Origin of the sequence: Burkholderia aenigmatica, from assembly GCF_048627025.1 — a bacterium.
Lineage (GTDB): Bacteria > Pseudomonadota > Gammaproteobacteria > Burkholderiales > Burkholderiaceae > Burkholderia > Burkholderia aenigmatica.
Genome location: NZ_CP184468.1, coordinates 1,306,060 through 1,324,657, shown reverse-complemented (window position 1 = coordinate 1,324,657; position 18,598 = coordinate 1,306,060). Strand labels below are relative to the sequence as shown.

The following is an 18,598-nucleotide window of genomic DNA, read 5'->3' as shown; positions in this document are numbered from 1 at the left end:
CGGGCGATCGGCTGTCGCGCGCGTCGTTCGTCCGCTCATCCATTCGTCAGTCGATCACCTTCCCTCTTCCCGACTTCACCACGCTGCGGCGCGACTTGTGCTCGAGCCGCCGCTCCTTCGACGCGCGCGTCGGCCGCGTGGCGACCCGTGCGCGCGGCGTGTACGCGACGCCACCGATCAACGCATCGAGGCGCGCCAGCGCGGCCTCGCGGTTCTTCTCCTGGGTGCGGTATTCCTGCGACTTGATCACGACGATGCCGTCGCGCGTGATGCGCTGGTCGGACAGCGCGAGCAGCCGCTCCTTGATGACGGGCGGCAACGACGACGCCCGGATATCGAAGCGCAGGTGGATCGCGCTCGACACCTTGTTCACGTTCTGCCCGCCCGCGCCCTGCGCGCGCATGGCCGTCCATTCGACTTCGGCCGGATCGAGCGTATAGCGGATCATCATCGCGAAACCTCCCTGCCGCGCCGTGCAAGCGCCTCGTCGACGCGTGCCGCGAGCCCCGAATCGCGCTGCGTGCGCGTCGCGACTGCCTGCGCCAGCACGCGCCGCGGCCCGATCACCTGCACGCGCGTGCGCGCACGCGTGACGGCCGTATAGACGAGTTCGCGCGTGAGCACGCGGCCGAACGATGCCGGCAGCACGAGCGCCGCCTCGTCGAATTCCGAGCCCTGCGATTTGTGGACCGTCAGCGCGAACGCCGTTTCGTGCGGCGGCAGTGCGGCCGGCGACACCGCGCGCGCGGTGCCGTCCGCGCGCCTGAACCACACGCGCAGCACGCCATGCGCGTCGGGCAACGCAATGCCGATATCGCCGTTGAACAGCCCGAGCGCATAGTCGTTGCGCGTCACCATGATCGGCCGCCCCGTGAACCAGTGCGCGCCGACCGCGAGCGGCACGCGCGCCGCGTGGCGCACGTGCGCGGCCACGAGCGCATTGACGTGCTCCGCGCCGCGCAAGCCGCTGCGGGTCGCGCACAGGATCCGGAACCGGTTGAGCGCGTCGAACAGCGGCAGCGGATCGGGCACCGGCGCGGCCAGCGCGTCGCGCAATGCGTCGAGGTAAGCACCGAAGCGCCGCGCGAGCCGCTCGACCGTCGACGACGCGAGCGACTCGCCCGCATCGTCGTGGAACGACGCGGCGGCCGAATCGTCGGCGGGCAGCGCGTCGAGCGCGGCCTGCACGTCGCCGCTGCGGATCGCGAGCGACAGCCGCCCGATCGGCGAATCGAGGCCGAAGCGGTAATTGCGTTCGAGCCAGACCACGCAGTCGGCAAGCGGTGCCGGTGCGGGCGCGGCGGACGCGGCGACGGTTTCGCCCGGGGGTATCGACGTGACCGACGCAAGCGCCACATCGCCGGCGTCGAACGGCGGCAATTCGACGGCGTCGAGCCACGCGAGTTCATCGACCTCGATCCACGCGGAGGCCTCGCCTGCTTCGCCCGCTTCACCGGTTTCGGTCAGCACCGGAGCGGCGGCCGGCGACGGCGGGAGGTTGGTCGGCGCAACTTCGTGAGCCTGCGGTTCGTCGTCGAAGAGCGATGCCTGTCGTTCATCGGCTTTCCGTCGCGACGCGGGTTTGCGTGTCGCAGCGGCGGCAGGCGCCGATGGCGGCGCCGGGGCCCGCGCCGCGGCGGAAACCGGGTGCGCGGCGGGAACGGCTGCGGTCGCGGCTTCGTCCGGCACCGGCAACGCCGCGACGAATGCCGCCTCGTCGATGCCGAGCGCCCGCGCGATGCGGGTGCGCGCCGCGGCGGTAAATGCCGGCCGCGCGCTCAACTCGGCGAACACGGCGCCCGCCTCGACCGCGGCCAGCTGGTCCTTGTCGCCCAGCAGCACGAGCCGTGCGCCCGGCGCGAGCGCGTCGAGCAGATGCGCGGCGAGCGCGACGTCGATCATCGACGCCTCGTCGACGACGATCAGGTCGTACGGCAGCGGGTTGTCGCGATGATGCCGGAAGCCGGCCGCCCCACCGCCACCCAGCAGCCGGTGCAGCGTGTACGACGTATCGGGCAGGCGCGCCGCAAGTTCGGGCGGCAAGTCGCCGGCCCGCGCATGGAGCGCTTCCTGCATCCGCTGCGCAGCCTTGCCGGTCGGCGCGGCCAGCGCGACGCGCAGCCCCGGGTGCGCATCGAGCAGACAGGCCAGCACGCCGACGACCGTCGTCGTCTTGCCGGTGCCCGGGCCGCCGCTGACAATCGTCACGCGGCCCGTCAGCGCGACGATCGCCGCGACCCGCTGCCAGTCGACTTCGCCGGTTGCCGGCCCGAAATAACGCGCGAGGCTGTCGCGCAACCGGTCGGGCGCAAAACCTTCGTCCGGCACCGCCACACCGGCCTGCGCGACGAGCGCATCGGCAAGCCGCCGTTCGTAGTCGAAATAGCGCGACAGGTACAGGTGATCGTGGCGGTCGACGATCAGCGGCCGCTCGTCGCCGCGCGCGAGCGTGCCGAACGCGACCACGCCGCTCCCGGCAAGCGCCGCACGCACTTCGTCGAGCGGCGCTTCGTAGCGCTGCGCGAGCGCGCCGAGCGCGACGCACACGTGGCCGCCCGCGGTCGCACGGCTCGTCGCGAACGCGGCGCGCGCCGCCCAGCGCGCGGCCACGGCCGGCGCGCCGGCACGGCGGGAAAGGTCGCCGATACGGCGCGCAAAGCCTTCCGCGAGCGCGATGCCGAAATCGGCGGGTTCGGGCAGCCGCGCGACGAGGCCGCCGGTAAATTCGAGCGTATCGTCGGATGCGTTCATGCGCGCCCCCCTTCCATCATCCGGTCGAGTGCGTCGACGAGCGCGCGCGCAGGCCGCCGCGCATGCACGCCGGCCGGCTCGCCGCTGCTACGCCAGTCGGGCCGCACGCCGCGCACGAACAGGTACAGGTAGCCCGCGATATGCGTGTCGTAGTCGTAATCGGGCAACCGCCCGCGCAAATAGCGATGCAGTGCGACCGTATAGAGCAGCGCCTGCAGGTGATACGCGTGATCGGCCATCGCGACGTCGAGCGCGCGCGGGCCGTAGGCGTCCGGCGTCGTGCCGAGATGGTTCGACTTCCAGTCGACGATCCAGAAGCGGCCGTCGTGTTCGACGATCATGTCGATGAAACCCTTGATGAAACCGGCGAGCAGGCCCGCCTCCAGTGCAACGTCCGGGTAGCCGTGCGCGACCAGCAGGCGACGCAGCGCCATCAGGTCGAGCGACGGCGCCGGGAACAGGAAACCCATTTCGTCGAGCCGCTTCGCCGGATCGAGATCGGCGAGCCGCATGCCCGGCACGAGCTCGGTGCTGACGACATCGTCGACCAGCTGCACCATCATCGCCGGCAGGCGCGTCGCAAGTTCGGGCTCGGCCTCGACCGGCCGGTCGTGCAGCGCGCCGAGCGCGGCCCTGGGCCACGACTCGGGCTCCGTGAAGCGGCTGAGTTCGAACAGGCGGTGCAGGCACTCGCCGGCCGCCGCGCCGCGCGGGAACACGAGGATGTCGTCGTCGGGCGGTTCGGGTGCGACCGTATCGGCCAATAGCCACTCGCCATCCGGCGCCACCGCGGCGAGCGCATCGTGATCGGGCCGCAGTTCGTCGTCGGGCACGGCCGCGACGCCCGCCTCCTCGCGCGCCATCGACGCGGTCAGCGAGCTGAAGCTGGCCATCCGCCACGCATCGCGCAGCACGCGCGTCGCATGGCGTGCCGCGAGCGTCTGCGACGCATCGTGCCCGGCCGCGAGACGCTCGGGTCGCGCCGGCGCCGGCAGCGGCGCGACGCTCACGGGGCCGCCCGCCAACGCGTGCCACGCCGTATCGAGCGCGGCTTCGTCGGGCGGCTCGTCGAGCCAGGCATCGAACGACTGGCCGGCGCCCGCGACGAGCCAGTTGAGCACGCTGCGCCGCGCTTCGCGCGTCGAGCGCGACGACAGATACGGCCCGGCGACGACGTAGCAGCGATAGACCGCGCGCGTCAGCGCCACGTAGACGAGCCGCGCGCGTTCCGCGGCCTGCTCGCGCAACGCCTGCCGCGCCGCGTGCGCGGCCGCCTCGTCGTCGCACCCGTAATGCAGCACCGCGTCGCCCGCGTCGTCGTGATATTCGCGCGCATCGGGCAGCGCGGACGCGGGCGGCTCGCGCAATCCGCCGTCGTTCAGGAACGGACAGAACACGATCGCGTATTCGAGGCCTTTCGACTTGTGCACGGTGACGATCTGCACGAGGTTGCGATCGGATTCGAGCCGCAGCTGCGCTTCCTCGCCGCCACCGTCGAGCCGTTGCGCGGCGAGCCAGCGCAGCGTCGGTGCGATGCCCGGCTGCGCGGACGCGCGTGCCTGCGTCAGTTCGGCCAGGTGGTTGATGTCGGTCACGCGACGCTCGCCGTCCGCACCGGCCATCAGCCGCTCGGCAATCCGCAGCTCGCGCGTGAACGTGCGCCACATCACCGCGAAGCCGCGTTCGCGCCACAACAGCCGGTACCGCGAGAAGCGCTCGACCCAGCTCATCGCGTCGGCGCTATCGGCCGCGGATGCTTCACGTTGCGCATCGCCGTCGCCTTGCTCCATCCGCCACAGCGCGCCGGCGTCGAGGCCGAACCAGTCGGATGCGAGTGCCGCACGCAGACGCCGCAGGTCGCCCGGCGCGTCGATCGCCGCCAGCACGCGTTCGAGCTGCTCGGCGTCACCGGTCGAGAACACCGAAGCCTGCGCCAGTTCGACGCTGCCGATACCCCACGTGGCCAGCACGCGCTTCACGAGACTGCCCTGCCGGTGCGTCTGCACGAGTACCGCAATGTCGCCCGGCGACAGCGGCGTCTCGCCGAGCCGCACGCGCCCTTCGCGCGCGCCGCGCATCAGCCGCGCGATCTCGGCCGCGCAGGCCTGGGCGGCCTGCGCCTGCGCGTCGCGCTTGAGCAGCGTGCCTTCGCCGCCCGGCAACGCCCACACCCGGAAATCGCCGGCCGGGCCCGGATCGGTTGCGTCGACGAACGGCGCACGCACGCGCGTGCCGGCACGCACCGCGTAGTAGTCGAGCCCGTCGAGCACGAATGCGCGCGGATTCGACATGAAGAAGCGGTTGCACGCATCGACGATCGCGGGCGTCGAACGCTGGTTGACCGCGAGCGTGTAGCACGCGCTCGCCCGTGCGCGCGCGGCAAGATAGGTATGCAGATCGGCCGCGCGAAAGCTGTAGATCGCCTGCTTCGGATCGCCGACGAGAAACAGCGGGCCGCCCGGCGCGAAAATCTTGTCGAAGATCGCGAACTGCAGCGGGTCGGTATCCTGGAACTCGTCGATCAGCGCGGCCGGATAGCGCGCGCGCAGCGTCTCGGCCAGCCACGGATGCGCATGCAGCGCGTGGTACAGGTTCGCGAGCAGATCGTCGAACGAGACGACGCGCCGCGTGCGCTTGCGCTCGGCCAGCTCGCCCGGCGCCATGTCGAGCCATTCGGCGATCAGCGCGAGCCAGCGCGCGCGCTGCGCGGCCTCGGCCGCCGCCACGGCCGCTTCGAGCGCGTCGGCCACGTCGAAGAATGCGTGTTCGGGTGTCACGCCGCCTTTTTTCGTCGCCTTCACGAGCGCGGTGCGCGTGAGCTTCAGCGCGGCCTTCGGCAGCGTGGCGGTCGCGTCGCCCTGCGCGAAATGCGCGACCCATGCAGCCTGCGCATCGGCAACCGCCTCCGGTTTGTGCGAGCGCTGGTTGAGCGCGGGCTGCGCGACGCGCAGCAACGCATCGATCGCTTCGCGCTCGGCGGCCCACATCCGCGCGGCCTCGGCGAAGCATTCGGCCGCGGCGGCCTCGGCCGATTCGTCCGGCTCGGTCACGCCATCCCAGCGCAGCGCGGCGAGCGGCTTCTTCAGCCGGCGCGCGAGCTGCGCATCGAGCGCGGCCGGGCCGGCGCCCGATTCGACGAGCCAGGTCGCGAAGCCCGGCCAGCGCGCGGCCGCCGGTTCGACGCGCGTGCGCCAGAAATCCGCGGCCAGTTCGAAGCGCAGCGACGCGTCGTCGGCCTCCATGTCGAACGCGAACGGCATCGCGGCCGCGAACGGCGCTTCCTGCAGCGCGCGCTGGCAGAACGCGTGAATCGTATGAATCGCGGCCTGGTCGAATGCGCGCAGCGCGCGCCGGATCCGCTTCGCGGCCGTTTCCGGATCGAGCGCGCCGTCTTCGCCGAGCGTCGTTTCGAGCAGACGCTCGATGAACGGATCGCCGCCGTCGTCACCCGTGTCGAGCGCATGCGCGAGCTGCGCGAGCCGGCCGCGAATCCGCTCGTGCAGCTCGGCGGTCGCCGCTTTCGTGAAGGTCACGACGAGGATTTCGTCCGCGCCGAGATCCTTTTCGAGCAGCAGGCGCACATACAGCGCGCAGATGTTCCAGGTCTTGCCGGTGCCGGCCGACGCCTCGATCTGGTTGACGCCGTCGAGCGGACACGCGAACACGTCGAGTTCGAGCGCCTGCTTCGGCTGAGATACGGCGCTCATGCGACCTCCTTCAGATGCTCGACGAGCGGATCGAACACGAGCCGCGCGAGCGTGCCGAACGGCTCGTCGAGCGATGCATGCGCACCGCGCCACGCGATCGCGATGGCCGGATCGTCGGCCTCGCTCACGACGCGCTCGTTGATCCACACGCTCGCGGCCTTGGCTTCGCCGTCGGACACCCTCGCCCACGCGCTGCGCGGGAAAAACCGCAGCGGCATGCGCCGCCCCGCGCGAAACAGCGCGGCAAGCGGCGCGAGCCGCTCCAGCGGCGCCGCGACGGGCGTCAGCTCGAATGCGCCGCCGCTACCGAACCACAGCGTGCGGCGCGGGCCGCCCGGCTCGATCGCGCAGTAGACGAGATGCGCGAGCCACGCGGACAGGTAGTCGCGCGCGCTCGGCCGCGCATAGCGATAGATGATCTGCCCGGCTGGCGTGAGCCGGTTCAGCGTGCCGTGCAGTTCGAGCGGCGCGCTCACCGCGTCGGCCGACAACAGCGCGTCGTCGGCGCCGAACAGCGCCTGCTCCGTGTCGGGCCAGGCGGGCACCACGGTGAGCGAGAACGGCCGCCGCTCCATCCCGTCGGCCAGCGCGCGGCGCACGTTCGACGCCAGTTGCGTCATCGAGCCGAGCGCCTGGTCGCGCCACACGGCGCCCGTCGCGCCGCCCGGCAGTTCGGGGCTCGCATCCGCAATGCGCAGCGCATGATCGTGCACGCCGCCCTCGTCCGATTCGATCAGCAGCGGCAGCACGCGCTCGGCGAGCGCATCGCTGCCGGCGAAGTCGAGCGCGAACGGCTCGGTGTCGAGCAGTTCGGCCTGCGCGTCGGCGAGCACGATGCCGAGCCGCGCGCGCAGCAGCGCACGCGCGGGATGCCGCCAGAAACGTTCGAATTCGGTGAATGCAACCGGCTCGACCGGTTCGGCCGGCAGCGGCTGCGCGAAGAACGGCAGCTCGCGCGGCCCGTCGCGCGACGCCTCGGCGGCCAGCAGCGTCGCGAGCGTCGCACGCTCGGCGTCATAGGAAACGAGTTCGCTGCCGGGCTGGAAATACGCAGCCGCGAACGGTTGCAGCGGATGCTCGACGACGAATGCGCGCCGCGCGGCCTCGACCGCGTCCGGTGCGGCGTCGGGCCCGGCCGTGACGAGCGCGAGATGGTCGAGCAGTTCGTCGACGAGTGCCGCGGGCGGCAACGGTGCGTTGTCGCGAATGCTGCGGCCCGTATAGGCAACCAGCAACCGGTCGCGCGCGGCGAGCAGCAGGTCGAGAAACAGGTTGCGCTCGTCGTCGCGGCGCTGGCGGTCGCCGAGCTTCGGCAACACGGCCATCAGGTCGAATTCGTCTGCGCGCGCGAGACTCGGCAGCACGCCATCGTCCATCCCGAGCAGGCAGACGACGCGATACGGCAAGCCGCGCAGGCTCGTCAGCGACGAGAACGTGACGCCGCCCCACGGCACCCCGCCGCGCGCCGGATCGTCGAGCGCGGCGGCCAGCCCGGCCCGGACGACGGCCGCCGGCAACGCTTCGTCGGGCGCCCCCTCCGTCATCGCGGCCAGCATCGCGTCGAGCGCATCGCGCACGCCTGCGAGCGCGTCCGCATACGCGGCGCCCGAATCGAAGAAACGGGCGAGCGTGTCGGCGAACAGTTCGCTCCATCCTTGCGGCGTATGCGATTCGGCCAGCCGCCGCGCGAAGCCGTCGAGATCGTCGGTGAAGCGCGCGAGCCGGCCGAGCAGTTCGGCCTCGCTGCCGGTGGCGGCCTCGATCGGCAGCCACGCGCCGACCGGCGCCGCGCCTTCCGGCATCGCGTAACCGAGAAAGAGCCGCGCGAGCGCATCGGAGAACGTATGGCGCGGCGACGGCACGGCCGCGTCGTCGCTCACGAGCGGCGACAGCCCACGCCGCGCGCCGGCGGCCGCGAGCCAGGTCTGCACCGTCTCCAGCGCCGCCGCATCGATGCCGTAGCGTGCCGCGACCGCGTCGACGCGCAGCCATTCGACCAGCTCGGGCGCGCCGACCTGCCGCTCCGGCAACGCGAGCCAGTCGAGCAGCACACGCGCGACCGGGTTCGCCTGTGACGGCGGCAAGCCGGTAATCCGGTAAGGCACGCGCGCGCCGCCGGCGCCGGCCGTGCCGAACACGGCGTCGATCAGCGGCCCGGCCGCCGCGAGATCGGCCACCGCGACGAGCACGTCGGACGGCTGCAGGCTCGCGTCGGCATCGAACCACGCGAGCAGCCGGTCATGCAGCACCTCGAGCTGGCGTGCAAGGCTGTGACACACGTGCACCTCGATCCCGCGCTCGGCCGGTGCATCGCCGGCTTCGGCCTCCGGCTGCAGGTCGAGAATGGCGTTCTGCACGCGCGCGAGCCACGTCGGCGCGGGATTCTCGACGAAACGCGACGCGTCGCCCGACGCGGCGCTTTCAGTCAGTTCGTGCAGCATGTGCAGCTGCGCCTGGGTCTGCCTGCCCCATTCCGCGAGCAGCGGATGGCCGACTTCCTGGTAGTCGAGCCGCCCGGCCGCATCGAGCGCCTCGGCATGCGCGGCGGTCACGATGTCGAACCAGAATTCGCGGCACGGGTTCAACGCATAGACGCGCACGTCGATCCAGCGCGACAGCTCGCGCAGCAGCGCGACATGCAGCGGCGGCATCGTCGGCAGCGCGAACACGCTGACCGATTCAGGCCAATCGGCGCGCGCAACCGCGTCGGCATCGAGATGGCGCGCTTCGACGAGGAAACGGTGCGCGGGCGGCGTGCCGCTGTCGCTCAGCTCGGCGAGCAGCACGCGCCACAGCGCGGCCTGCCAGCGCTCGTCGTCGCGTGCGGCGTCGCTGACGCCGCGCGGCGCGCCGTCGCCCGCGAGCACGGATTCGCCGGCCTGCCACGCGGCCAGCCATTCGGGGCGATAGGTCAGGTAATGATCGAGCACGGCCGCGACGCGGTGCGCGAGTTCGTAGCGCATCGCATCGTCGGACGCGGACAAATACGCGGCCAGCCGCGGCGACGCGAGCCACGGCGCACCGTCGGACGCCTGCGCAAACAGCCGGTAGCAGCGCCATACGAGGCGATCGGGGGCGAACGGCGAACGCGCGGGCACCGTCAGCACACGGCCGATCTGTGCCCACAGCCATTGTGCGAGATACGTGAACTCGACGTTCGCGCACACGCCGTTGCGCGCGGCGATGTCGAGCTCGAGACGGCGGCGCAGCGCCGCGCTCGGCACGATGACCTGTTGCTGCGCCCACGGGCCATTGCTGGCCGGGAACGCGGCCAGATCCTCGAGCAGCGCGTCGGCCAGCGTTTCGTGACGGTTCGAATAGAAGAGATGGAGCATGAAGCGGGAGTCGGTACGTCGCGCCGGGCCAGCCGGGCGAACAGGATCACCAAGGATAGCAAATGGACCGTCGCAGCGGACCTCGTCCGGAAAGCCAGGTTTTGCGGACCGCGAAATACGATAGACTCGTCGCCAGTCAAGATGCCGCCCCCGGGCGTCTTCGTCTGCCATTCAGCCCATCGATGCGCTATTCGGTCGAAATCAGAAAGTTTTTCTACAGCCAGTACTTTTTCGGCGGCCTGCGGATCGCGGTCGGCGTCTCGCTGCCGGCCGTGCTGTGCCTGATCGTGTTTCACAACCGGGAGCTCGGCTTCACGATTTCGACGGGCGCGCTCGGCGCCTGCGTCGTCGACATGCCGGGCCCGCTCAAGTACAAGCACAACGAAATGCTCGCTTGCAGCGTGATCGGTTTTCTGGCCGCGCTCGCGACCGGCCTCGCGACACCGAACATCTTCGTGCTGTGGCTCGCCATCGTGCCGCTCACCTTCGTGCTGTCGCTGATCGTCGTGTACGGCAACCGCTGGCCGCAGATCAGCTTCGCGACGCTGTTCATGATGGTGATGACGCTCGAGGAGAAGTTCACGCCGCTGCAGGCGTTCATCAACGCTGGCTGGATTCTCGCGGGCGGCCTCTGGTACACGTACTGGGCCACGCTCGTGTCGCAATGGCAGGCGCGCCGGATCGAGCAGCAGGCACTCGCCGAGAGCCTGTTCGCCTGCGCCGACTACCTGCTCGCGCGCGCGCAGTTCTACGATCTCGATGCCGATCTCGACGAGTGCTACCGCAATCTCGTCGCCCGGCAGATCACCGCGGTCGAAACGCAGGAAACCGCGCGCGACATCGTGCTGCGCAACCTGCCGAAGCTGCGGCGCGGCAAGCTCGACCCCGGCCGCACGACGATGTACAACCTGTTCATCAACAGCGTCGACCTGCACGAGCTGTTCGTCGGTGCGCACACCGACTACCCGCTGGTGCGCAATACGTTCGGCGGATCCGACCTGATCATTTTCTACCGCGACCTGATCTGCAAGGCAGCCGCCGATCTCGAGGAGATCGGCCTCGCGGTGCTCGAGAACCGCGCGCCGCATTCGCGGATCAGCGTGAAGGCCGAACTGCGCGCGATCGAGTACGAGATCGAGCTGATGCGCAAGAAGAACTTCGCGGCCACCAACGCGGAGGCGTATGCGGCCGTGCTCGCCACGTTCCGGCGCATCTGGAGCGCGACGCGCCTGATCGACCGGATGCGCCGCAACCTGTCGGGCCACGCCGATCCGCAGCAAACCGAACTGAAGATCGACAAGGCGCTCACGCGCTTCCTGCAGCGCCGCCGGATGTCGCCGCTGCTGATCTTCTCGAACCTGAACATGCGCTCGCCGAGCTTTCGCCACGCGCTGCGCGTGACGATCGCGGTGGCGGTCGGTTTCTGGCTCGGCCGCCTGCTGCCGCTCACGAACGCGTACTGGATCGTGATGACGACCATCATCATCCTGAAGCCTGGCTACTCGCTCACCAAGCAGCGCAACGCGCAGCGGATCATCGGCACGCTGATCGGCTGCGCGGCGAGCATCGCGCTGATCTACACGGTGAAGGAGCCGCACCTGCTGATCGCGATCATGTTCGGGTCGATGGTGATGAGCTACAGCCTGCTGCTGTTCAACTACGCGGCGAGCGTCGTGTTCACGTCGTCGTACGTGCTGCTGATGTTCCACCTGCTCGCGCCGGGCAGCATGCGGATCATCGGCGAGCGCGCGATCGACACCGTGGTCGGCTGCATGATCGCGATCGCCGCGAGCCGGCTGTTCCCGTACTGGGAATACCGGCTGATGGGCAAGCAGGTCGCCGACATGCTCACCGCCACCCGCAAGTATTTCGAAGCCGTGTGGCGCGCCGGGCGCGGCATGTCGCCGCCGCCGGTGCCGGCCGCCGACGGCGCGGCCGTCGTGCCGGTCGTCGCCGCGGCCATCGAGACGCCCGCCACGACGCTCGACGACGACTACCGCTACCGCCTCGCGCGCAAGGACGTGCACATCGCGTTCGCGAATCTCGGGCAGGCATTCCAGCGGATGATGATCGAGCCGAAGGCGCACCAGCGCTTCGTGCCCGAACTGAACGACCTGCTCGTGCAGACCCACGTGCTCGGCGCGCAGATCACGGCCGCCGCGCCGCTGATCCGCACGGCCTGCGCAGCCGACGGCAGCATCCTCCACGACGATGCGCTGCATCGCGGCCTCGCCGCGGTGCTCGACAATCTCGAGAAGGCCGAGGCCGGCGAGCCGCCGCCCGCCGATCAGCTCGACGCGTCGAAGCAGATCACGCGCGACCTCGATGCGATGGTCGTGTCCGCGGAGAAATCCGATGCGGTGGGAGCCGAGCTCACGCACGACCTGAAGGTGCTCGCGCACCAATGCAAGCAGATGCTTGCGTCTTCGCTGCTGATCCGCAAGGATGCGAGCGTGATCCGCCTGCCCGCCTGACCGCGGCGTTACCCCGCCGGTGGCCGGCCCGCGCATCCCGCGGATCGGCCCCGGCGCTCCCCCGATTCAGCGATCCCCGAAAGCATGACCCGCCCGCTCCACGCGGCCTGCGCCCTCGCCGCGCGACCGCCCAGCCCCCTATTGCGCCCGTCGCGCCAGTCAGGGAATACCCGATTCCGGTCACCCGGCCCGGCTTGTTATCATTCGTTCACATTCAAGTTGTATAGACAACTTGAGCCAATCGGATCGGCCCCGCTTGCCCGGTCCGTCGCATAACGATATCGGAGACTCGATGAAAAACTTGCAGCGCCACCTGAGCGCGCGGCATATCCGCTTTCTCGCGCTGGGTTCGGCGATCGGCACGGGCCTGTTCTACGGTTCGGCGTCCGCGATCCAGCTCGCGGGCCCGGCCGTGATCCTGGCGTACATCCTGGGCGGCGCAGCCGTCTACATGGTGATGCGCGCGCTCGGCGAGATGGCCGTGCGCGAACCCGTGGCCGGCTCGTTCGGCCACTACGCGACCGAGAACCTCGGCCCGTTCGCCGGATTCGTCACCGGCTGGACCTACACGCTCGAAATGGTGATCGTCGCGATCGCCGACATCACCGCGTTCGGCATCTACATGGGCTTCTGGTTTCCCGGTGTCCCGCAATGGATCTGGGTGCTCGGCGTCGTCACGATCATCTGCGGGCTGAACCTGTGCCACGTGAAGGTGTTCGGCGAGCTCGAGTTCTGGCTGTCGATCATCAAGGTCGGCGCGATCGTCGCGATGATCGGCGGCGGCGTCGCGATCCTGCTGACCGGCATGCACTTCGGCCACTCGGCCGACGTGCCGACGTTCGCGAACCTGTGGAACCACGGCGGCTTCCTGCCGAACGGCGTCGGCGGGCTGATCGCGTCGCTGTCGGTCGTGATCTTCGCGTACGGCGGCATCGAGGTGATCGGGATGAGCGCCGGCGAGGCGAAGGATCCGGAACGCGTGATTCCGCGCGCGATCAACGCGGTGCCCGCGCGCATCCTGCTGTTCTACGTGCTGACGATGGTCGTGCTGATGTCGATCAGCCCGTGGACGGGTGTCGGCGGCGACGGCAGCCCGTTCGTGCAGATCTTCTCGGCACTCGGCGTGAAATCGGCTGCAACGATCCTCAACCTCGTCGTGATCAGCGCGGCGATCTCCGCGATCAACAGCGACATCTTCGGCGCGGGCCGGATGATGTTCGGGATGGCGCGGCAGGGCCAGGCGCCGCGCGTGCTGATGACGACGTCGCGGCACGGCGTGCCCTGGGTCACGGTGGTCGTGATGGCAGCCGCGCTGCTCGTCGGCGTGCTGCTCAACTACCTGATGCCGAAGGACGTGTTCCTGATGGTCGCGGCGATCGCGACGTTCGCCACCGTGTGGGTGTGGCTGATGATCCTGCTGTCGCAGGTCGCGATGCGCCGCCGGCTGTCGAACGCCGAAGTCGCGGCGCTGAAGTTCAAGGTGCCGTTGTGGCCGGTCGCGCCGGCCCTGACGATCGCATTCATGGGCTTCGTGATCGTGATGCTCGGCTGGTTCGAGGACACGCGCATCGCGCTGTATGTCGGCGCGGCCTGGCTCGTGCTGCTCGCGGTCGTGTTCTACGCACGGATCCGCCCGAAATTCGCACCTGCGTCACGTTGACGCACGGCTGACCTGCATACGCGGTGCGCCCGTTCAGGCGCCCGCTTCTTCCCCGGCTCCGCGCGACATCTATCGCCGCAACAGCCGGGGATTCATCCCCTTCACACCCCCACCACGTGCGCGGTCCGCCGGGCCGCGCATCGGCACGTCAGTGCGACGCCGCGCTCGCGGCCTCGGCCGGATGGGCCTCGTCGTACGCGTGCTTCTGCGAAATCGCGTTGTACAGGATCGTCCCGATCACGAGCAGCACGGCCACGACGATCAGGATGCTCACGTTGCGGACAGGGTTCTTCTTGCGCTGATCGTTCATGGTCGGGGCGACTCCGTCAAATTCATCGAAGCGGGCATTCTACGCGCTTGCGCGCCCGCTGCGACGCGCCGTTGGCTATCCCCATCCCCCGCCTCTCCCCGCCTGTCGAAAGCTTTCATTTGATAATCGTTCCCATTTCGATCTAGAATCCGAAATCTTTCACTTTGTAATGTTTCGGGTCGCTCGGGCGGCAGGCGCGCCCCGGAACGCTCCCTTCGTCCACCTGCCCCTCCGGAGTCTCCATGTCGAATCCGCGCACCCGCCTGCTGCCGCTTGCCGGCGCCCTCGCCCTTGCCGCCGCCGCTTTCGCGCCGCTGGCCCAGGCCGCCGAGGAAGTGAGCCTGTACACCACCCGCGAACCGAAGCTGATCCAGCCGCTCATCGATGCGTTCACGAAGCAGAGCGGCGTCAAGGTCAACACGGTGTTCGTGAAGGACGGCCTGCTCGAGCGCGTGAAGGCGGAAGGCGCGCAGTCGCCGGCCGACGTGCTGATGACGGTCGACGTCGGCAACCTGCTCGATCTCGTCGACGGCGGGCTCACGCAGCCGGTGCGCTCGAAGGCGCTCGACGACGCGATTCCCGCGAACCTGCGCGGCGCGAACGGCGACTGGTACGCGCTGTCGCTGCGCGACCGCGTGCTGTACGTCGAGAAGGACCTGAAGGTCGATGCGTTCCGCTACGAGGATCTCGCCGATCCGAAATGGAAGGGCAAGGTCTGCATCCGCTCGGGCCAGCATCCGTACAACACGGCGCTCGTCGCGGCGATGATCGCGCACGACGGCGAAGCGGCGACCGAGAAGTGGCTGCGCGGCGTGAAGGCGAACCTCGCGCGCAAGGCGACGGGCGGCGACCGCGACGTCGCGCGCGACATCCTCGGCGGCATCTGCGACGTCGGCCTCGCGAACGCGTACTACGTCGGTCACATGAAGAACGCGGAGCCCGGCAGCGACGCGCGCAAGTGGGGCGACGCGATCAAGGTCGTGCGGCCGACGTTCGCGAACGCGAAGAGCGGCGGTACGCATGTCAACATCAGCGGTGCGACGGTCGCGAAGCACGCGCCGCACAAGGCCAACGCGGTGAAGCTGCTCGAATACCTCGTGTCGCCGGAAGCGCAGGCGCTGTATGCGCAGGCGAACTACGAATACCCGGTGCGCGCGAACGTGAAGCTCGACCCGGTGATCGCCAGCTTCGGCATGCTGAAGATCGACCCGCTGCCGCTGGCGGACATCGCGAAGCATCGCAAGCAGGCGAGCCAGCTCGTCGACAAGGTCGGTTTTGACAACTGACGCCACGACCGCCGGCGCGCGCCGCGCGTCATGCCGGCCGCGCCTGCTGCCGCGCGCGGGCAGCCTGTGGCTGAGCGCGGCGCTGGCGATCGCCGCGGCGGTCGCGGCGCCGCTTGCGGTGCTCGTGGCGGCCGCGTTCGATGCCGATCTCGCGCACTGGCGGCATCTCGCCGAATTCGTGCTGCCGCAGGCGCTCGTCAATACGCTGCTGCTGCTCGCCGGGGTCGGCGCGATCGTGTCGATCGTCGGCACCGGCTGCGCGTGGCTCGTCACCGCGTACGACTTTCCCGGCCGCCGGATACTGACGTGGGCGCTGCTGCTGCCGCTCGCGGTGCCCACCTACATCGTCGCGTTCGCGTATCTCGACCTGCTGCACCCGATCGGCCCGGTACAGGGCGCGATCCGCTGGCTGCTCGGCTTCGACAACCCGCGCCAGTTCCGCCTGCCCGACCTGCGCTCGCTGCCCGGCGCAATCTTCGTGCTCGGCTTCGTGCTGTATCCCTATGTTTACTTGAGCACGCGCGCGATGTTCGTCACGCAGTCCGCGAGCCTGCTCGAAGCCGCGCGCACGCTCGGCGCGGGACGGATCGCCACGTTCTGGCGCGTCGTCGTGCCGCTCGCGCGGCCCGCGATCGCGGTCGGCGTGAGCCTCGCGCTGCTCGAAACGCTGAACGATATCGGCGCATCGGAATTCCTCGGCGTGCAGACGCTGACCGTGTCCGTCTACACGACCTGGATCACGCGCTCCGATCTTGCCGGCGCCGCGCAGATCGCGCTTGCAATGCTCGCGATCGTCGTCGGCATGATCGTGCTCGAACGCTACGGGCGCCGTCGGCAGCGCTACGCGCATGGCCGGCGCATGCGGCCGATCGCGCCGCGCCGCCTGACGGGCCCGGCTGCATTCGGCGCCGCCGTGCTGGGCTGGCTGCCCGTGCTGCTCGGCTTCGGCGCGCCGGCCGCATACCTCGCGGTCGAGACGGCCAAGCGGCTGCACCTCGTCGGCGGCGTGTCCGCACAACTGATGACGGGGCTCGCGAACACGCTGACGATCGCCACCGCCGCCACCGTCGCGACCGTCGCGTGCGGGCTCGTCGTCGCGTGGGCCGCACGCGCGCAACGCGACAGCGCCCGCGCCGGCCCGGCCCGCGTGTGCGCAAGCATCGCGAGCCTCGGCTATGCGGTGCCGGGCACCGTGCTCGCGATCGGCCTGCTGATTCCGTTCGCGGCAGCCGACCGGCTGTTCGGCGCGGCGCTCGGCCGCGACGGGCTGTTGCTGATGGGCTCGGCGGCCGCGCTCGTGATCGCCTATACCGTGCGCTTTCTCGCGATCCCGGCCGGCAGCATCGAGGCCGGCCTCGCGCGGATCCCGCCGTCGCTCGAACAGGCGGCGCGCTCGCTCGGCGAGACGGCCGGCGGCACGCTGCGCCGCGTGCACCTGCCGCTGCTGCGGCCCGCGCTCACGACGAGCGCGCTGCTGGTGTTCGTCGACGCGATGAAGGAATTGCCGGCGACGCTGCTGCTGCGTCCGCTGAACTTCGACACGCTCGCAACCTGGCTGTATGCGGAAGCCGCGCGCGGCACCTATGAAGAAGGCGCGGTCGCCGCGCTCGCGATCGTGCTGGCCGGGCTCGTGCCCGTGATCCTGCTCGCCCGCACCCGCCACAAGATCGGAGCCTGACACCGTGAACCTGCTCGAACTCGATGACCTCTGCCTCGCCTACGACACGCCGCACGGCCGCCGCACCGTGGTCGACGGGCTGAGCCTCGCGCTGCCGCGCGGCGACATCGGCTGCCTGCTCGGCGCGTCGGGCTGCGGCAAGACCACCGTGCTGCGCGCGATCGCCGGCTTCGAACCGGTGCGCATGGGACGCATCGTGCTGGACGGCGTGCCCGTCGCGGCGCCGTCGCTCGACGTGCCGCCCGAGCGGCGCCGCATCGGCATGATGTTCCAGGACTACGCGCTGTTCCCGCACCTGAGCGCGGCGGACAACGTCGCGTTCGGCCTGCGGCGCATGCCGAAGGCCGAACGTCGCATGCGCGTCGCGGAAATGCTCGAACTCGTGGGCCTCGCCGATTCCGGCGGCGCGTATCCGCACGAACTGTCGGGCGGCCAGCAGCAGCGCGTCGCACTCGCGCGAGCGCTTGCGCCGTCGCCGGAGCTACTGCTGCTCGACGAGCCGTTCTCGAATCTCGATGTCGATACGCGCGAGCGGCTTGCGTTCGAGCTGCGCGACATCCTGAAACGCACGGGCCACACCGCGATCCTCGTCACGCACAACCAGGCCGAAGCGTTTGCGATCGCCGACCGGATCGGCGTGATGAAGGACGGCCAGCTCGCGCAATGGGATACGCCGTATGCACTGCATCACCATCCGGCCAGCCCGTTCGTCGCGAATTTCGTGCGCCGCGACGCACTGGCCGACAAACGCGCGCGCGCACTGGCGCGCGGCCGCTGAACCCGCGGGTGCGATGCGCGCCCGCGTCGCTTCATTGCCGCGTTTCCTTGCCGCGTTATGCCGGCTCGGCAAGATCGCGCACGGGCAGCGCGGTCGAATACTTGATCTGCTCCATCGCGAACGACGAGCTGACGTCGAACAGCGGCACCGCGCGAATCAGCTGCTTGTAGACGCGGTCGTAATCGTCGATGCCGGCCACCACGACGCGCAGCAGATAGTCGGTCTCGCCGCTCATCCGGTACACCTCGACCACTTCCGGCATGTCGCGCACGGCCTGCGTGAAACGCTGCGCCCATTCCTCGGTGTGCTGGTTCGTGCGGATCGCGACGAACACGGTCGTGCCGACCCCGAGCTTGCGCGGATCGCATAACGCAACCTGCGCGCGAATCGCGCCGGTTTCCTTGAGCCGCTGCACGCGCTTCCAGCACGGCGTCTGCGACAGGTTCACGCGCTGCGCCAGTTCCGCGATCGGTAGCGTGGCATCCGCCTGCAAGAGCTCCAGCAGCTTGCGATCGATGGCGTCCATTTCTCCAGTCCCTCGTAGATAGAAATTTATTCTATGCATCCTGCCCAACGGGGAACAATATGAAAACCGCTGCGCCGCGTCGACCGGTATAAA

Annotated in this window: 11 protein-coding genes; 5 read left to right on the top strand and 6 right to left on the bottom strand. The window is 69.9% G+C overall.

Annotated features, from left to right (window positions below):
- Positions 1-46 precede the first annotated feature (46 nt).
- Genes arfB through recC form a run of 4 tightly spaced genes read right to left on the bottom strand, consistent with a single transcriptional unit; the run spans position 47 to position 9,793 of the window.
- Positions 47-451 (bottom strand): alternative ribosome rescue aminoacyl-tRNA hydrolase ArfB, encoded by a 405-nt coding sequence (arfB, locus tag ACN8ZM_RS06245; RefSeq protein ID WP_043182134.1) that lies wholly within the window; start codon positions 449-451, stop codon positions 47-49.
- Positions 448-2,751, bottom strand: coding sequence for an AAA family ATPase (locus ACN8ZM_RS06240; RefSeq protein WP_420210772.1), 2,304 nt, complete (start codon positions 2,749-2,751; stop codon positions 448-450). The genes arfB and ACN8ZM_RS06240 overlap by 4 nt, the downstream gene beginning before the upstream one ends.
- Positions 2,748-6,458: an exodeoxyribonuclease V subunit beta gene (gene recB, locus ACN8ZM_RS06235; protein ID WP_420210771.1), complete on the bottom strand. Its 3,711-nt coding sequence runs from the start codon at positions 6,456-6,458 to the stop codon at positions 2,748-2,750. The genes ACN8ZM_RS06240 and recB overlap by 4 nt, the downstream gene beginning before the upstream one ends.
- Positions 6,455-9,793, bottom strand: coding sequence for an exodeoxyribonuclease V subunit gamma (gene recC, locus ACN8ZM_RS06230; protein ID WP_420210770.1), 3,339 nt, complete (start codon positions 9,791-9,793; stop codon positions 6,455-6,457). Before recC ends, recB begins: the two co-directional genes overlap by 4 nt.
- A gap of 182 nt (positions 9,794-9,975) precedes the next feature.
- Here recC and ACN8ZM_RS06225 point away from each other — a divergent pair, with 182 nt between their 5' ends.
- Positions 9,976-12,267, top strand: a complete 2,292-nt coding sequence (locus tag ACN8ZM_RS06225; RefSeq protein WP_043182124.1) for an FUSC family protein — start codon at positions 9,976-9,978, stop codon at positions 12,265-12,267.
- 292 nt (positions 12,268-12,559) lie between these two features.
- Positions 12,560-13,927, top strand: coding sequence for an amino acid permease (locus tag ACN8ZM_RS06220; RefSeq protein WP_043182121.1), 1,368 nt, complete (start codon positions 12,560-12,562; stop codon positions 13,925-13,927).
- Positions 13,928-14,075: 148 nt separating this feature from the next.
- Here the strand turns inward: ACN8ZM_RS06220 and ACN8ZM_RS06215 are convergent, their stop codons facing one another.
- Positions 14,076-14,237 (bottom strand): hypothetical protein, encoded by a 162-nt coding sequence (locus tag ACN8ZM_RS06215; RefSeq protein WP_006476417.1) that lies wholly within the window; start codon positions 14,235-14,237, stop codon positions 14,076-14,078.
- A 242-nt stretch (positions 14,238-14,479) separates the two neighbouring features.
- On the opposite strand from ACN8ZM_RS06215, the gene ACN8ZM_RS06210 reads away from it, so the two are divergent.
- From ACN8ZM_RS06210 to ACN8ZM_RS06200, 3 genes are read left to right on the top strand one after another with little or no spacing between them, the layout of a single operon-like run.
- Positions 14,480-15,523 carry a Fe(3+) ABC transporter substrate-binding protein gene (locus ACN8ZM_RS06210; RefSeq protein WP_420210769.1) on the top strand — a complete coding sequence of 348 codons (1,044 nt, stop codon included), beginning with the start codon at positions 14,480-14,482 and terminating at the stop codon, positions 15,521-15,523.
- A complete protein-coding gene (locus tag ACN8ZM_RS06205; RefSeq protein ID WP_420210768.1) occupies positions 15,513-17,201 on the top strand; it encodes an ABC transporter permease in 1,689 nt (562 codons plus the stop codon). Before ACN8ZM_RS06210 ends, ACN8ZM_RS06205 begins: the two co-directional genes overlap by 11 nt.
- Positions 17,202-17,205: 4 nt before the next feature.
- A complete protein-coding gene (locus tag ACN8ZM_RS06200; protein WP_420210767.1) occupies positions 17,206-17,979 on the top strand; it encodes an ABC transporter ATP-binding protein in 774 nt (257 codons plus the stop codon).
- 55 nt (positions 17,980-18,034) lie between these two features.
- On the opposite strand, the gene ACN8ZM_RS06195 is transcribed toward ACN8ZM_RS06200, so the two are convergent.
- Positions 18,035-18,505 carry an Lrp/AsnC family transcriptional regulator gene (locus tag ACN8ZM_RS06195; protein ID WP_011351482.1) on the bottom strand — a complete coding sequence of 157 codons (471 nt, stop codon included), beginning with the start codon at positions 18,503-18,505 and terminating at the stop codon, positions 18,035-18,037.
- Between the last annotated feature and the right edge of the window lie 93 nt (positions 18,506-18,598).

What these genes read in the sequence shown, in the direction of transcription:
- ACN8ZM_RS06215 (WP_006476417.1), bottom strand. Translation starts at nt 14,237, where the DNA reads ATGAACGATCAGCGCAAGAAGAACCCTGTCCGCAACGTGAGCATCCTG.
- recB (WP_420210771.1), bottom strand. Translation starts at nt 6,458, where the DNA reads ATGAGCGCCGTATCTCAGCCGAAGCAGGCGCTCGAACTCGACGTGTTC.
- ACN8ZM_RS06240 (WP_420210772.1), bottom strand. Translation starts at nt 2,751, where the DNA reads ATGAACGCATCCGACGATACGCTCGAATTTACCGGCGGCCTCGTCGCG.
- arfB (WP_043182134.1), bottom strand. Translation starts at nt 451, where the DNA reads ATGATGATCCGCTATACGCTCGATCCGGCCGAAGTCGAATGGACGGCC.
- recC (WP_420210770.1), bottom strand. Translation starts at nt 9,793, where the DNA reads ATGCTCCATCTCTTCTATTCGAACCGTCACGAAACGCTGGCCGACGCG.
- ACN8ZM_RS06210 (WP_420210769.1), top strand. Translation starts at nt 14,480, where the DNA reads ATGTCGAATCCGCGCACCCGCCTGCTGCCGCTTGCCGGCGCCCTCGCC.
- ACN8ZM_RS06195 (WP_011351482.1), bottom strand. Translation starts at nt 18,505, where the DNA reads ATGGACGCCATCGATCGCAAGCTGCTGGAGCTCTTGCAGGCGGATGCC.
- ACN8ZM_RS06220 (WP_043182121.1), top strand. Translation starts at nt 12,560, where the DNA reads ATGAAAAACTTGCAGCGCCACCTGAGCGCGCGGCATATCCGCTTTCTC.
- ACN8ZM_RS06225 (WP_043182124.1), top strand. Translation starts at nt 9,976, where the DNA reads ATGCGCTATTCGGTCGAAATCAGAAAGTTTTTCTACAGCCAGTACTTT.